At 50.7% G+C, this 15,343-nt stretch carries 11 protein-coding genes; 2 read left to right on the top strand and 9 right to left on the bottom strand.

Going from position 1 to position 15,343, the window contains the following annotated elements; all coding sequences use genetic code 11:
• Together DEV76_RS25610 and DEV76_RS25605 are read right to left on the bottom strand one after the other, a co-directional pair.
• Positions 1 to 600: an RNA polymerase sigma factor gene (locus tag DEV76_RS25610; RefSeq protein ID WP_109700813.1), complete on the bottom strand. Its 600-nt coding sequence runs from the start codon at positions 598 to 600 to the stop codon at positions 1 to 3.
• 347 nt (positions 601 to 947) lie between these two features.
• Positions 948 to 2,201, bottom strand: coding sequence for a cystathionine gamma-synthase family protein (locus DEV76_RS25605; protein WP_109700812.1), 1,254 nt, complete (start codon positions 2,199 to 2,201; stop codon positions 948 to 950).
• A gap of 150 nt (positions 2,202 to 2,351) precedes the next feature.
• Here DEV76_RS25605 and DEV76_RS25600 point away from each other — a divergent pair, with 150 nt between their 5' ends.
• Together DEV76_RS25600 and DEV76_RS25595 are read left to right on the top strand one after the other, a co-directional pair.
• A complete protein-coding gene (locus DEV76_RS25600; RefSeq protein ID WP_109700811.1) occupies positions 2,352 to 2,810 on the top strand; it encodes an Lrp/AsnC family transcriptional regulator in 459 nt (152 codons plus the stop codon).
• A gap of 578 nt (positions 2,811 to 3,388) precedes the next feature.
• Complete coding sequence (locus DEV76_RS25595; protein WP_109700810.1) at positions 3,389 to 3,847, top strand: Lrp/AsnC family transcriptional regulator; 459 nt, start codon at positions 3,389 to 3,391, stop codon at positions 3,845 to 3,847.
• Positions 3,848 to 3,908: 61 nt separating this feature from the next.
• Here the strand turns inward: DEV76_RS25595 and DEV76_RS25590 are convergent, their stop codons facing one another.
• The 7 genes from DEV76_RS25590 to DEV76_RS25560 all read right to left on the bottom strand — a co-directional run bounded on the left by DEV76_RS25590 (position 3,909) and on the right by DEV76_RS25560 (position 15,285).
• Positions 3,909 to 5,114 (bottom strand): TlpA disulfide reductase family protein, encoded by a 1,206-nt coding sequence (locus tag DEV76_RS25590; RefSeq protein WP_198652256.1) that lies wholly within the window; start codon positions 5,112 to 5,114, stop codon positions 3,909 to 3,911.
• 26 nt (positions 5,115 to 5,140) lie between these two features.
• Complete coding sequence (locus tag DEV76_RS25585; RefSeq protein WP_109700808.1) at positions 5,141 to 6,220, bottom strand: TlpA disulfide reductase family protein; 1,080 nt, start codon at positions 6,218 to 6,220, stop codon at positions 5,141 to 5,143.
• A 26-nt stretch (positions 6,221 to 6,246) separates the two neighbouring features.
• Positions 6,247 to 7,710, bottom strand: coding sequence for a RagB/SusD family nutrient uptake outer membrane protein (locus tag DEV76_RS25580; protein ID WP_109700807.1), 1,464 nt, complete (start codon positions 7,708 to 7,710; stop codon positions 6,247 to 6,249).
• 26 nt (positions 7,711 to 7,736) lie between these two features.
• Complete coding sequence (locus tag DEV76_RS25575) at positions 7,737 to 11,162, bottom strand: SusC/RagA family TonB-linked outer membrane protein (protein WP_198652255.1); 3,426 nt, start codon at positions 11,160 to 11,162, stop codon at positions 7,737 to 7,739.
• A 262-nt stretch (positions 11,163 to 11,424) separates the two neighbouring features.
• Positions 11,425 to 12,567, bottom strand: coding sequence for a FecR family protein (locus tag DEV76_RS25570; RefSeq protein WP_109700805.1), 1,143 nt, complete (start codon positions 12,565 to 12,567; stop codon positions 11,425 to 11,427).
• Positions 12,568 to 12,663: 96 nt separating this feature from the next.
• Complete coding sequence (locus tag DEV76_RS25565; protein ID WP_109700804.1) at positions 12,664 to 13,227, bottom strand: RNA polymerase sigma factor; 564 nt, start codon at positions 13,225 to 13,227, stop codon at positions 12,664 to 12,666.
• A 273-nt stretch (positions 13,228 to 13,500) separates the two neighbouring features.
• On the bottom strand, positions 13,501 to 15,285 hold the full coding sequence (locus DEV76_RS25560; RefSeq protein WP_109700803.1) for a DUF4091 domain-containing protein: 1,785 nt from the start codon (positions 15,283 to 15,285) through the stop codon (positions 13,501 to 13,503).
• Positions 15,286 to 15,343 lie beyond the last annotated feature (58 nt).

Raw genomic sequence — 15,343 nt, 5'->3', positions numbered from 1 at the left:
TTATAATATTCCCTTAACAATGCTCAGTGCCGCCCAGGTACCGAGGTGGGATACACAGTATACGCGGATAAACTGCATGGCGTCGGAAAGATGACGCTTTACCGTTTCGGGGGAGAGGTTCAGTTCCACCGCGGCTTCTTCGCGTTTCAGGCCATGTTCCTTAATGAGGCGGTATACTTTCTTTTGCTGGGGAGGCAGCCTGTCCACCGCCTGTTGCAATACCCGGCGGTATTCTTTTTCCTGGAGGATGGCGGCGGGGTTGTCAGAACAGGGGAACTGATAATCTTCCTGCTCTGTTAATGGTGCGGCATGCACGCGCAGGGCGGTTTGCTTGAGCAGGTTGAAGAGATGGTTACGGGTAATAGTATACAGCCAGGCGGTGAAATGTTCTACCTGGGGAAGCTGTTCGCGTTTCAGCCATACTTTCAGGAATACATCCAGCAGCACTTCTTCCGCCATGGCCTCCGATCCGGTCACTTTGAAAGCAATGGCATATACCTTGTTCCGGAACTGATGAAATATTTCGCTGAAAGCTCTTTCATCACCTTCCGAAACGGCCTGCAACAAGCCCCGCCCGATATCTTCTTTCCGCTCAGACATCTCATGAATTTAGTTTGCAAATATAATTTTGCCGGCCGGAACCTTTCTGCTGTCCGCATCCTTTGCCTCATGCCTCATTACCGGCTATATGCCCCCAAACCGGCTGGCAGCCTGATAATAACGTGGAAAAATGGTTGATGTGAACAGGCTGGATTTAACGATAAGTTAATCAGTATCAAGATACGGTTCAGCCGGTTCCGGGCAAAAAAGTACAAAAAATATTTTGCAAATGCAGAAGTTCAGCGGCTAACATCACTTAGCTTCATATGGAATGCCGGAGCTTTTGAACCCGGTACTGCGGTACAACTCATACGAACAACGGCCGGAGTACTTCCGGCCGTTGCTTTTTACATAACACTGAGCGCCTGCTCCACATCATAAATAATATCGTTGTAATGCTCTATGCCTACAGAGAGGCGTACGAGCTTTTCACTGATTCCGATCCTGTCTTTCTCCGCATCCGGGATATCGGTATGGGTCATGGTAGCCGGATGCTCGGCAAGGCTTTCCGTGCCGCCGAGGCTCACGGCCAGTTTGATGAGCTTCAGGTTGTTGAGGAATTTGAATGCTTCTTTTTCCCCGCCTTTCACATCAAAGCTCACCATGGCCCCACTGCCCAGGCATTGCTTCTTATAAATGCGGTATTGTTCGGCATCGTTTATTTCATCCAGCAAACCCGGGTAATACACTTTCTCTACTTTGGGATGTGCCTGCAGGTATTCCGCTACCTTGATTGCATTGAGCTGTTGCTGATCCATACGCACCTTCAGGGTTTCAAGACTGCGGAGCAGCAGCCATCCGGTATGCGGACTGCACATATTACCCAAAAAGGTACGCAGCACTTTTATCCGCTGAATATCTGCCGCACGGCCCACTACCGCGCCGGCAATCACATCGCTGTGGCCGCCGATGTACTTGGTAGCGGAATAGAGTACGAGGTCTGCCCCATGATCCAGCGGATGCTGCCATAATGGGCCCATATAGGTATTGTCGACGGAGAGCACCACTCTGCGATCGGGTGTGGAGTATTTGGCGGCCAGGGCTGCGCACATTTCCATATCGATCAGGGCGTTAGTGGGATTGGCCGGTGTTTCGATATAAATCATCCCAAGGCTGCCGGTTGCATTTTCGGCTGTAAGAATGGCTTCAATTTCCTCCCGGCTGCAGGAGATATCGAAAGAAATGGCTTTGATGCCGAACTTTTTAAGGACATGGTTCATGAAGTGATGGGAGCCTCCGTATACCGGTGTGCTATACAATACAACATCGCCGGGAGAGAGGTATTCCATCAATACCGTAGAAATGGCAGACATGCCGCTTTCGAAAACAGCGGCTTTCTCCGCACGGTCCCACAGGGCGAGGCGGTCTTCGAGGATTTCAAGATCCGGGTTGTTGATACGGCTATAGATCAGTCCGGGTTGTTCGCCCTCGGCCATCTGCCGTTTACCGTAGGCGATCTCGAAGAAGGACTTACCTTCCTCCGCGGTTTTAAATACAAACGTGGAAGTCTGGAATATAGGGCATTTGATCGCTCCTTCGCTTAGCTCCGGCTTATATCCGAAACTCATCATCAGGCTTTCCGGTGCAAATTGATGGTTCATCTGGTGGTTTTGTCTGTAAATGTCCAGATTTAAAGAATGTTGTTTTATAAAGGCTGAAATATCAGGATATTGATCTGTGTTTGTTTGTTTTAATAGAAGAAATGTCTGTAATTTCCATCTTTGAGCACCTAAAACAGAAAAATACACTTCATGACACTGGATGAAACGGATAAGAAGATACTGCGCATCCTGCAGCGGAATGCCAAACTCAGTCATAAGCAGATCGGTGATGCAGTGAATAAGTCTGCCACGCCGGTATACGAGCGTATCCGTAAAATGGAAGAATCAGGTATTGTAAAAGGGTATGTAGCCCTGGTAGATCCCAGGAAGGTAGGAAAGTCGCTGATCGTATTTACTGCAGTACACCTGGACCGGCATGAGCACGATGCCATTAAAGACTTTGAACGGGAGATAGGGAAGGCGGAAGAAGTGATGGAATGCTATCATATGACTGGTACAGACGATTACCTGCTCAAAGTAGCTGTGCGTGATATGGAGGAATACCAGCATTTCATTGTAGAGAAGTTATCCCGCCTGCAACATATCGGCACAGTACGCAGCTCTTTTGTAATGACCGAGATCAAACATGAAACCGCGGTGAATGTGTAAACTATGCCATCACTTAAAACAAAAATAGCCTCTGGAAAGAGGCCATTCTTTGGGGGTAATTGCATCAATTCTAAAAATACTCAAACGTTGTTGATTTTTGTTTTTACGGCGTATGTTATTTGGAATGTTTTGGTGTATGATCACGTTTTGTTCAGATAACAGAATCGATATTCCCGATGGAAATCGAGAATCCCTTGTCTCATCAATTATCCTTTTCAGTGTCAATTTTTGCGGGAGCGTTAACCCCGCAGATTCGAGAAATTTGTGGTAATGATGTAATAAACAGTTTAACCGGGAGTGGCTGAAACTAAAAGCTCCCGAAAAGAAATAAATGGTTGGTTTTTGAAATTGCGACTATCTTTTTAACGGTTGATCTCTCTTGCTAATGTAACCCCTTCTTGTTGGTGTAATATTTCCACACTAAATTGAAGAATGTTTTTTAATTTTCGTGCGATTGTGCAATAAACCGTAAATTTTCCGGTGATTAGACCATTTTTAGCTATATTTTAGTGCTGCGGTTATTGCTCCCGGCTTTACCGCCGAACTTCTTTCAGCGCTCTATTTTTAACTTTTTGATTATGCCAGATATTGATCAGACAGACCTTGAGATTTTGCGGCTGCTGCAGCATAATGCAGAGCTTACCAACAAGGAAATTTCAGCTAAACTGCATAAGTCGGTTGCTGCTGTTCACGAGCGCGTAAGGCGCCTGAAAGAGCAGGGATATATCAAGCGTGTGGTAGCCATTCTCGACAGGAAGAAGATAGACCGGAGCCTCATTGCATTCAGTCATGTTTTACTGAAAGATCATTCCGCCAATACCCTCAGTTCTTTTGAGAAAGAAGTGATCCGGTTCCCGGAAGTGATGGAATGCTTCCAGATGACGGGCACCTTCGATTTCATCCTCCGCATCGCTACAGCCGATATGGACGCCTATCACGTTTTCTACCGTAAGCTGGCCACACTGCCCAATATAACCACCGTACAGAGCTTCTTTGTACTATCAGAAACGAAGAGCGATACTGCCTACCCCTTATAACAGAAAAAGCAACGCCTGCTCAGATGAGCAGGCGTTGCTTTTTATTTCCAGAAAGCGGATGCTATTTATTGGCAAATACTTCCGCCAGCTTCTTATCCATCGCTTCATCACTTTCTCCGCCGCCGCCATACCGGCCAACGATTACACCGTCTGGCCCAATGAGGATCTTGGTGGGGAGGGAGTGGATACCGTAATAGTCACTGATATCATCCGGATTAGGCTCATTGTTCTGGCGCTTTTTCATATCCAGTCCGCGGAGCACATGTTTCCACATACCGATACCGTCCTGCGCTACGGCTTTCTTCCAGTCTTCGGGCCTGCTGTCGTCATCAGAAATCCCGATGATCTCGAAGCCTTTCTCTTTGTACTTCGCATACACTTCCTTCAGGTGTGGGTTGCCTTTGCGGCAGGGGCCGCACCAGCTGGCCCAGAAATCCACCAGTACATATTTCCCTTTGAAATCACTCAGGCTGAGCGGCTGGCCATTAATGTCGGTTTTGCTGAACACATGGGCCGTGCTGCCGGGGGAACCGCCGCGGAGGCTTTCCACTTCCTTTTTGATCTCCTTTCCAAAGCTGCTCTGCTGCACGGCCGGAGCCATACGTTTATAAGCGGTTTCTGCTTCCTGCAACGTCATCCCGCTGATGCGGAAACGGAGCAGGTATGCACTGGCGTAAGAGGCGGGATGTTTGGCGATGAAATCCTTATCGATGGCGTCTATCTGTTCATAATAAGGCTCCATCTTTTCTTTCACCTTGTCCAGCCGGGCTATTAATTCCGCCTGCGTGGCGCTGTCTTTCTTAGCCCTGCGTGCTGCGATATACTCATTGTTGAGCTTGTTATATTCATCAGACAATGGTTGCAGGTGCACATTCACCGGCTTGCGGGCCTCATCGAGCAATGCCATATCATCCTGCGGGCGCGAGCCTTTCAGCTTCGCTTTGCGTAAGGCGCCCTTTTTCAGGGTTACGGTCATCTTGGCTGGTTCGAGGAAGAGACTGGCATAATCAGCGTCGTACGACATTTCTGAGGGCCTTTCCAGCATAAGGCTGCTCATTGCCGGCCCATTGAGTAAACCGGAGAAAGTAAATCGGCCGTTCTGCAGTTTAGTGCTGTCGGTCCGGCGTTCCTCGCCTTTGCCACCGGGGTAGTTCAGATAGATGTATCCGGAAGGCTGGCCTTCCACTGTGCCGCTGAGGGTAAATGATTGTGCCTGTGCTGATGTTAACAGCAGCGTTGATGCGATCAGCATCGGAATTTGTTTCATGATGCAGGTTTTGTGTGGATGCATGATTAGTTCAACAGCTCAGCCAGTTTCTTATGCAGCGCTGCGCCACGGAGATCTTTTTCTACAATGATGCCTTCGGGGCTAACAAGGAAGGTGGAAGGGATCGCCTGAATACCATATTCCTGAGCCACAACGTTGCGGAAACCTTTCAGGTCCGACAGCTGGATCCAGGGCATACCGTCTTCCGCGATGGCTTTCTTCCACTTATCCCCGTCATCATCTAACGATACACCTACCACGGTAAAGTTCTTGTCCTTGTATTGATTGAATGCCTTCAGCACATTCGGATTCTCTGCCCGGCAGGGACCGCACCAGGAAGCCCAGAAATCGAGCAGTACGTATTTGCCTTTGAAGTCTGACAGCTTCACGTCTTTACCATTAACATCGGGCAGTGTGAAGTCGATCATGGGCTCGCCCACTGCGCTTTTCTTCAGTACGGCGATGCGTGCTCCGAGGCGAGTGCCGGTACCGGTTTTTTGTGCAGCAGGGTCCAGCAGTTTGTACAGGCTGTCCAGCTTTTTGTATTCTCCCATTACGGCCATATCTGCCAGCAGGGACACGCTTACGGGGCTTTTAGGATGATCGCCGATGTAACGCATGGTTACACCCCGGCGCTGCTGCCGCAGCTCACCGCCTTTGGCTTCCAGTACGGCCATGGCAGAGTCGTTGTCCTTAATCTCATTGTAATTTTCATACAGCTTCTCTTCCTGATCGGTGATGCTTTTCAGGGATTTCCGGAATGCAACATATTCATCCTGACTGGCTGATCCTGTAATACGGAGGTCGGTCAGTGAATCGGCATGGCCGGCAAGGTGGATGTCTGCCTTTTCAAGGAACAGCTCTACATACCGGGTCGGGAACATGAGGTAAACCTTTTGCGGCTCTGTTACTTCGCCGGTCCAGGTGAATTTACCGTCTTTAACGGGCAGGGTGTCTGTCTTAGACGAATCGCCGACAGGCAGGGAAAGATATACAACTGAATCTTTCAGGCCGGTGATCTCGGCTGTGATGGTTGCCTGAGGTTTATTGGCCGGCCCGCAGGCGTATAAGGCGGCGGCCAGTAAGCAGGGAAGGGTACGTTTCATATGTTATCCGGATTGGTTTAAATGGCTTAGTTTTTTGGAAGTTCCAGTACCACTTTAGGATCAGTAGGCTGGATGGTGAATGCGGTTCCGTTGAAGTCGGCAGCGGTACGGGTCATGGGAAGACCGTTGCGGAAATAATCGAAGCTGTTATGCCCTTCAAAGGCCAGTTCTATCCTTCTTTCCTTCAGTACAGCTGCAATTACATCCTGCGCGGCCAGATTGTCGATATCGGCAGCGGGCAGCCCGGCACGGGTGTGGATGACTTTCAGGTTCTCTTTCGCCTGCGCGGTATTGCCCAGTTTGGCATAAGCTTCGGCCCTGTTAAGATACAGCTCAGCCAGCCTGCAGTAAATATACGGCGCGCGGGTAAGCCATGCTTCAGGAAGTACAATGTATTTAGTGGTTTCCACGAAGTTGGAATTAGGATTCAGCTTCAGGAAATTGCTCCGCAGGTCGGCTGGTACCAGCAGGCTTTTGAATTCCGAGGAGGGGAGGAAGGTAGCACCTACTCCGTAAATGGGATCGAAGTGGTAGAATTCCCCGAGAGAACTGCCGCGGGTGCCGTTATCGAATGCGAAGATGATCTCTTTATTAATAGTACCGTTAGCCCGGCCCAGATCGCCAAACTCATCGTCGGCAAACATTTTCACATAAGCATCGCCCTGCAGCAGGGTGTACTTGCTGCCGGTATGGCTGATCACACTGTCTGCATACTTAATAGCAAGTTCGTTGGCGGCTGCATCCGGACTGGCAACGCTGCCACCCTTATACAGGTTTACGCGGGAAAGCAAAGCCCAGGCGGCACCGGTGCTCACAAAGCCATTGTTCTTCGTAACCGGCGCTTTCATCAGCTGTGCTGCACTGTTAAGGTCGGCCAGGATGAGGTCGTATGCCTGCTGAACAGTGCCGCGGGCCGGAATGTCTTTAATATCGCTGCTGGTTTTGAGGATCAGGCCGGGGCTTTGGCCGGGAGACTGGTAATACGGTTTGCCGTATACGCGCACGAGACTGAAATATACCAGCGCCCGGAGGAAGTGGTTTTCTCCTTTTGCATACAGAAAGCGGTTTTTCTCTGCCTGAGTGAGTGAGGAGAAAGTGGTTTTTTCCATTGCTTCGATCCCTTCCAGCGTGGTATTTACGCTCACGATGATCTGGTAGGCGCTGCGGTAGAAGTCGCTGCTGTTGCCCTGTGTGGGGCTGGAGCTGTTGCGGAAGAAGTAGGCGTCGGTTTCCTTGCCGGGGAGCCCCCAGGTTTGCAGAGTTACGTTGTTACCGCGGCTCTCCGCGAAATCGTGCATGGGCACGTCGTAATTGTTAAAGCCGCTGCCCTGCAGCAGGGTGTAGTTGCCGATGGTGGTTTCTTCGATCCCTGCCAGTGAAGACAGTTCGCCTTCCTTATCGATCTTGGTAAGGGGCCGTACACTGTCGATCTGCTTGTTGCAGGAGGCCGCCAGCAGGCCTGTGAGTATGAGGATGGTAATGTGTTTCATGTGTTGATTGTTGATGCCCGAAATAATTAAAACCCAAGTTGCAGCCCGAATACATATCTGCGGGGGATGCCGATCCCTGAACCTATGGAACCGCCAAAGTCTTGCGCATTGCCTACAGACGGACCTTCCGGGTCAGCGGAAATGATCTCTTTGGAATACATGGTATACAGGTTATCGCCACTCACGTAGAAGTGTGCCTGAGAAAGGCGGATCTTTTTCAGCAGTGACTGCGGAAGATCGTACCCGAAGCGCACGCTGCGCAGGCGGGCATGACTGCCATCATGGATGTATTTGCTGGAACCGAAGTAGCTGGAGTTTACATGTGTATACAGCTCAGGCTCGGTAGCATCGGTTTGGCCGGGTGTGGTCCATTGCTTTTGATGGCTGCGTAATGCAAGCTGGTTGTAGTCGGTGAGGTTGGAGCCCTGCATCTGCTCAGCCAGATCGTCGGTGATCACATAGCCGAGGGCATAGGTGATCAGGATGTCCAGGGAAAAGTTCTTATAAGAGAAAGTATTGGTGAGGCCACCGTAGCATTTGGGCTGGAAGTTTCCGATATGCTGGAACTGGCGCGGATCAGCCGAGGCACCTACTTCGTCCATTGAATTCACATAAGTGATGCCGGTTACATTGCCTTTATCGTCAAACACCCTTTTCTCGAAGCGGGGCTTGCCGGTTTGGGGATCTACACCCGCATAAGGCACTGCCTTGAGGGAGTTGATGTCATCTCCGGGGAAGAGGTAGAAGCTGTTGGCATTATAGAAGCCCTGCCGAAGTGAGTCGTTGGCTACGCTGATGATTTTGTTTTTGTTGAAGCTGATATTGAAGGAGGTAGTCCACCGGAAATTTTTACCGGTAATGTTATCGGAGTTGATCAGCACTTCAATACCCTTGTTCTGCACGGTGGCTACGTTCTTCCATTGAGATGGGAACCCTGCTACGGCATCGAGCGTCACTTTTTGAAGCAGGTCTTCTGAGCGGCGCTGATAGTAATCCAGGCTGGCGGTGATCCTGTTGAACAGGCCAAGGTCTACACCTGCACTATAGGTTTTGGTGATCTCCCACTGGAGGTCGGGGTTGCCCAGCACAGAAACAGTAGCAGCTGTCTGATTCTGATAAGTAAAGCGGGGATCGTAAAGCGTGCGTGTGAGGAAGTTATCGCCCAGTTGTGAGCCGCTGGTACCATAGTTGGTACGCAGTTTCAGGTTGCTCAGCCAGGGGAGTTGTGCGGCAAACTGCTCGTTGCTCACTACCCAGGCGCCACCTACGGAGTAGAAGGTACCATAGCGTTTATCTGCACCGAAGCTGCTGGATGCGTCTGTACGCAGAGAGGCGCTAAAGCTGAAACGGTCGTCGTATGTATAGCCTGCTTCTCCGAATGCGGAGAATACGGCCCGGTCTTCCTTACCACCTTCGATATTACCGCTTTTGGTGGTGGGGATGCCGTAGATGCTGTAATCGTAGCGGCCGCCCACGAGCCTGGCCAGTGAAATTACAGGGTATCCTGCACGCACGTTATTTACGTTCACGAGTATGTTCTCCATTTTTGTACGGCCGTATTCGGTAGCTGCCAATGCACGTATGCTGTGCAGTCCCAGCGTTTTGCGGAAGCTGAGCTGGTTGGAGGTCAGGAAGGTGAATATCTGGTTGGTATTGGTACCGAGGAAGCCCTTGGATGAGGTGCTGGTGCCGGAGCCTGCATAGCTGCGCGCATCTATATAACGTTCATCTTTGGTATAGTTCAGGTTGGCGGAATTAGTGGAAGAGAAGCTCAGCCATTCGGTCAGTTTATAATCTGCCCGGATAGATCCTGCTAACCGCTGTGCCTTGGGATGGATGTAATTGTACTGGTTTTCGAAGATAGGGTTCTCCGCAGTCCGCATCCTGCCGTTCATTTTGTATTGCAGGCTGGGTTTCAGCGTTCCGTCTGCATTGTAAGGGTTTACCCAGGGAACCATGCCATACAGGAATGTACCGGAGTTCATATTCTCCCTTTCGCCGCTGTCGAATATGCCGTTTACGGAAATGTTGGTGGTGAGGCGGGAGGAGAGTTTGTTTTCGAGGTTGATGCGGAAGGTACCTCTTTTAAGACCATTATTGATTCCGGTAGACTGCTCGTCGTAATACGATCCGCCGATGTAATAGCGCGAAGCTTCGGTGCCGCCTCTTGCGGACACGTTTACTTCCTTGGTGTTGCTGTTAAGGAAGGCATAGCGCTCCCAGTCGTAGCTATTTTGCAGGTCAGCCTGTGAAGGTAACCGGTTGTCCAGATACGCCTGCAGGGTAGGGTATTGCGGGGAGAGGGATGCGTTGTTCACGCGGTAGTCTTCCGTAAAGTATCTTTTTTGCAGATCGAATAATTCATTAGCATTCAGGAAGCGGATGGAACCACGGTTGGGTTTATTAATACCATATTTCACCTCTGCACGAAGCTGTGGTTTACCTGCCTGGCCTTTCTTGGTATTTACTACTATTACGCCTGCTGCAGCACGTGAGCCGTAGATGGCGGTGGCGGCAGCATCTTTCAGGATGGTAAGGTTATCGATGTCCTGTGCATTGATCAGTTCCTTGAGGTTCTGGTTGGGCATAATAACGCCGTCCAGCACCAGGAGGGGGCCATAGTTCTGAGTGGGCATCACGAATTCATTGTACTGATCCACGCCCACACCAACGATGCTGCTCTGGCCGCGCACGAAGATTTGTCCGCCGGCACTGGTGGGGTCGCCTGCGCCCTGTTCGGAGATGTAAAGGCCGGTGGCGCGCCCTTTCAGGAGGGATACGGGGTCGGAGGTGGTGATGCCTTTGCGCAGCTGGTCGCCGCTGATCTTTTGTACGGCGCCGGTAAGCTCGCCGGTCTTTTTAGCGGAGTAACCGGTAATGATCAGTTCGTCCAGCTTGGAAGATGCAGCAGAGAGCAGTACAGTAATGGCGCGGATGGAAGAGGCTTTGATCTTCCGTGATTCATACCCTACGAACGATACTTCGAGGGTTACTTCACCGTTCTCCGATTCCAGCTCAAATTCGCCATTGGCATTGGTAACGGTGGCTTTGGAAGTGCCGCTGATCTGAACCGTGGCGCCGGGCATGGGCTTGTCTGTACCAGCATCGCGCACGGTGCCCCGGATCTTCTGCGGTGGCTGTGGCTGTGCAGTAACGGGTGTAGCTTTGCGCAGCACGATCGTTTTGCTGACGATGGTCCATGTCAGCTGGCGGCCTCTTAAACAGGCGTTGAGTGCATCTTCGAGGGAAGCGTTTTTGATGGCAATGGTCACTTTGGTGCCGGAGGCGAGTGTGCCTTCCTCGTACCAGACCTGGTAGCCGCTTTGCCGTTCTATTTCATCAAGTACGCGCTCGATCGGCGCGTTCTCACGCGAGATAGAGATTTTCTGCGCGGTAGCGGCGGCGCTGACGTGCATGGCACCCAGCAATACAAAGAAAATGGACAGTTTCACGGTAAGTAAACTTTTTGTGAACGGGCTTAGCCCGGATTTGGTTGATAGGCATGACGTGCCCTGCCCCTTTAGGCAAAAGGATGTCGAGAACATAAAATGATTGGTTAATGATTTAAAAAATGTTCCTGGAAATTGGTGTACGACTTAGATGATCCTGTTTGCAGTCTGATTTAAAAGTTAACGATTGATTCTGTACGGTTCGATCTTTGGTTGAGCGCCTCATGTCGTGACGCGGAATGTTGGTTTATGTTGGTTGTTGTGCTTATGGCAAAACGATGATCTTTTTCCCTTCCTGCCGGAAATGGAGGTTGCTGGCAAGGAGTACGGAGAGGGTTTCGGAAAGACTATACTTCCGCGATACCTTTCCCGTGAAGCGGCGTTGTGTTACCGGCCCTTCATACACGATCTCCACATCGTACCAGCGTCCTATTTCCCGGAGGATCTCCGCGATGTCGGCATTACGGAAAGCAAATACCCCTTCTTTCCAGGCGGTGATCTGATCTGTATCCGGATCGCTGATGATCTGGAGGGAATTGCCTGTGGTTACGGTGGCTACTTCTCCCGGGCGGAGGATACTTTTTATCCCGTTACCCGATACGATGCGCACACTCCCCTGCAGAAGGGCTGTTTGTACACCCGGTTCGTCGTGGTACGCTTTTACGTTGAATTGCGTACCGAGTACCTCTACCCGTGTTCCGCCGGCCTCTACGGTAAATGGCTGTTGTACGTTGGCGGCTACTTCAAAGTATCCTTCACCTTCCAGCTGCACGGTGCGTTGTGAGCCGGTGAATGCGGAAGGGAATTGGAGTTCGCTCGCGGCATTCAGCCATACTTTTGTTCCGTCGGGCAACACGAGGCGGTACTGAACGCCTTTGGGTACAGACAGTTTGTTGATCACAGGTTGTGCCCCGTCTTTACCAGCTTCATACACCAACATGGATTCCTCTTTGCTGACAGTGGAGCCTCCCTGTTGCAGGAGGGCGCCATCTTCCTGTTTGCTCAGATCCACCACTGTGCCGTTACCCAGGGTAAGGGTAGCACGGTTAGCGGGAGCCGGGTTCGTAATTGAGGCAGTTGGGGAGGGTTGCTCCTTACCGGTTTGCTTCCACATGTACGTACCGGCTGCCAGGAGCATCGCCGCTGCTGCGGCAGCCCCTATCAGCCATTTCCGGCGGACGGCAATCATGACCACGGCCGGCTTTTCCGGGCTGCTGATCTGTTCCTGCAATTGCAGGAGGATGCGTGCCCTGGTGCTTTCCAGTGTCGTTTCCTGTTCCGCGACAACGATTTCTGTATCGCCCTCATTCACATGATCGTACCATTCGTGCAACGCGGCCGCTTCCTCAGCGGTGGCAGTGCCGTTCAGGTATTTATCGGCCAGAATCTTGACCTGTGCTGTATCCATTACGTGTATAGTTAAAACCAGAGCGGGGCCCCTTACATATATAGAGCATCGCCAAAAGCATTTGTACGCAAAAAAGGAGAAAAATTTTTCCCGGGGTTATTTCAGCAGGAAGAAAAGGAGCATCAGCGTCAGGTATTCGCGCCGTTTGCGCATCATCTGCATCACATGGGTCACATACCCTTCAGCGGTGCGGACGGATACCCCCAGCTCGCTGGCTACCTCATCCAGCGGTCGGTCCAGCAATTTATGCTGGAGAAAAACGATCCGGTGCTTTGCCGGAAGTTCGTTGGCGAACTTGTTTAATATCTCAAGGAGGTGTTTATTCTCTATATCGAATGCCGGTGAGGCATCGGCGGTTACTGCCTTCAGGGTGCCGGTTCTTTCCGTGCTGCGCTCCTGATTGGCAAAGTGCCGGTAAATGGCATACCGCACCATGGCGGACAGGTAAAAAGGAAGAGATTGGATGCTGAGAGAGGCCCGTTTATGCCATAGCGTCAGAAAAACCTGCTGCACAATTTCTTCGGCATCCTGTGCCGACTGCAGGCGTTTATGCGCCATAAAATAAAGCCGCTCCCAATATTGATTGTAGATCGCAGTAAAAGCAGTTTCGTCCCCTTCTTTTAATGATTTCAATAAAGCTATATCGTTGAATTCGCTCATGTGTATGTGAGGCAGCCTCTCACGTAAATTTACTAAAAAGGGCCGGAAAGAATAATTATCTGTGATTGTTTTTTAATCCTTTTGTGCATTGAACGGCTCCATAACTGTTAGAAATACTTATATATACAGGGATCGTATATCTGGAGACGATTGTTATAAACCGATTGATAAAGAATTGTAACAATAATAAAAGACGTATAGCCGGGAATTGCAATGTAAAAAAAAGAAGGAGCACATGGCCCCTTCCTTTATATAATAAATGTTGTAAAGTGATTACCTGGTAACCGCTGCTGAAATCTCGTTCAGCACTTTCTTGGCGGAATTGAGATCTTCATTCCAGCCATCATGGCGCTTATTGTTGTTCAGCCTGGCAATGGCAGCGTTCAGTTTACCCAGTTGTGCCTTATCCTGCTTTTGCTCCAGCAATTGCTTCAGGGCGCGCACCTTTTCATAATCCTGGATGCCTTCCAGCAGGCGCTCGTAGCGGATGGAGCTGCGTGCCTGGGGATATACGATATAGGTATCGCCTGCAGGCCAGGTACGGAAGCGGGAATCTACCAGCGGGTTCTCTACCCAGGAGTTGAATGCCCAGCGCAGCACACCGTTATAGCCTGCCGCCATGGCGTACCAGCCCATATAGGCTGATTCCGCCGGGTCGGAGAAGGTGAACTGGTTAGGGAAATTGTTTCCGCAATACACGTAAAAAGTGGTGTTAAGCCCACGCGCGGTACGGTCTGCCAGATCCTTTGAAGCGATAGGGTGCTGCACGGCAGTGCTCACATCGCGGCTGTTGGGGTACCGCTGATAGGTTTTCTGGTTATCAGCATACGACACGCTCAGTGCGGGCGAGGCTTTTTCGATCAGGGTAAACGCCAGACCCATTTCATCTTTATTCCGCTCATCAAGGGCGATGTTCGTTTTCTCCAGCCAGCCTTTCTGACGCAGGTGAACTACGAAGTCTTTCAGGAAAGGTTCCCACATTTCAGTGAATGCCGGTGTGCCGGGTTTGGCTACCACATCCACAAATTTACCGGTTGCGGCATCTTTATAATGTATCTCATTATTCCAGGGAACGATGGAATAACAGTTAATCATTTTGGTAATGCCGAGTCCCATCATGAAAGTCACCCATCTGTCGAATATTTTGTAGTCGTACGACCAGCTGCCGTCTTTTTCCTTCGTCCAGATGATCATGTCTTCGTAAGGATCGAGGGTTTGAACATGCCAGGGGTCCTTGTTGAGGGTGGCGGTGATCACTTTCTGGCCGAGGCTGGCCAGCATCTTCATCTGCGGTTCCATGGCGGCAAAATGCGCATCACTCCATACCGGTACATTGTTTACTCGTGCAATAGTGGCGGGGTGCTGCCATTGGTCGAGGTGGAAAATCCAGTCTGTGGGTGTGGGCAGGGTGAGGTCGATCACGTCCAGCGTGAGGCTCAGCTCCTGCTTTTTACCACCTGCGGCGGTTACCTGCACTTTGGCAGTGTAAGTGCCTTTAGCGGCAGTTCGGGGCACGTCTACCGTGATCCATACCGGGCGTACCTTCTTCTTTTCGAGGTTGTAGGAAGTGAGGTCGTCGAGCATGTCAGGGGAGAGGGAAGCAGGAAAATCGCCTGGTTTGCGCCAGCCGCAACCGGGGCCGTAGGTGTCGGTAATGATATATCGCTCAAAACGGGCATAAGCTGCCTGTCCGAGTTTATTTCCGTTTGCGGCAACCGGATCGGTTACCTGCACTTTAACGCCGGGAATAGAGTCTGCCGTCCAGAGGAGCAGCTGTGCGGAGAGGCGCTCGCCTTTCCAGCCCTTCAGGTGTACGGCCTTTTCAATAGTGATGCCCGGTGCTTCGGATTTGGCGAATCGCTTGTCTATAGAAACGAAAGAAGCGTGAAGGCCCGGTTTTACTGCATTCCAGCTTTGTCCGTTGGACGGAACGGGGTCTGGTGCCTCAACGAAGGTCTGGCCTTTATCCCATTGCAGCTGCTGGGAAAATGCGGGAAAGGAAATGCTGGTGAATAAGCCCAGGCATAGCAATCTGTGGAACTGACTTTTTGCGATCATGGATGTTAATAGTTAACCAGGTTACTTGGTAAGTTTGAAAAACGGTAAGTTGGTAAGT

The organism is Chitinophaga deserti (assembly GCF_003149455.1).
GTDB classification, from domain to species: Bacteria; Bacteroidota; Bacteroidia; order Chitinophagales; family Chitinophagaceae; genus Chitinophaga; species Chitinophaga deserti.
Note: the sequence above shows the minus strand (reverse complement) of the source record. Positions and strands in the feature narration are given on the sequence as shown.

What these genes read in the sequence shown, in the direction of transcription:
- DEV76_RS25600 (WP_109700811.1), top strand. Translation starts at nt 2,352, where the DNA reads ATGACACTGGATGAAACGGATAAGAAGATACTGCGCATCCTGCAGCGG.
- DEV76_RS25605 (WP_109700812.1), bottom strand. Translation starts at nt 2,201, where the DNA reads ATGAACCATCAATTTGCACCGGAAAGCCTGATGATGAGTTTCGGATAT.
- DEV76_RS25560 (WP_109700803.1), bottom strand. Translation starts at nt 15,285, where the DNA reads ATGATCGCAAAAAGTCAGTTCCACAGATTGCTATGCCTGGGCTTATTC.
- DEV76_RS25585 (WP_109700808.1), bottom strand. Translation starts at nt 6,220, where the DNA reads ATGAAACGTACCCTTCCCTGCTTACTGGCCGCCGCCTTATACGCCTGC.
- DEV76_RS25595 (WP_109700810.1), top strand. Translation starts at nt 3,389, where the DNA reads ATGCCAGATATTGATCAGACAGACCTTGAGATTTTGCGGCTGCTGCAG.
- DEV76_RS25610 (WP_109700813.1), bottom strand. Translation starts at nt 600, where the DNA reads ATGTCTGAGCGGAAAGAAGATATCGGGCGGGGCTTGTTGCAGGCCGTT.
- DEV76_RS25565 (WP_109700804.1), bottom strand. Translation starts at nt 13,227, where the DNA reads ATGAGCGAATTCAACGATATAGCTTTATTGAAATCATTAAAAGAAGGG.
- DEV76_RS25570 (WP_109700805.1), bottom strand. Translation starts at nt 12,567, where the DNA reads ATGGATACAGCACAGGTCAAGATTCTGGCCGATAAATACCTGAACGGC.
- DEV76_RS25580 (WP_109700807.1), bottom strand. Translation starts at nt 7,710, where the DNA reads ATGAAACACATTACCATCCTCATACTCACAGGCCTGCTGGCGGCCTCC.
- DEV76_RS25590 (WP_198652256.1), bottom strand. Translation starts at nt 5,114, where the DNA reads ATGAAACAAATTCCGATGCTGATCGCATCAACGCTGCTGTTAACATCA.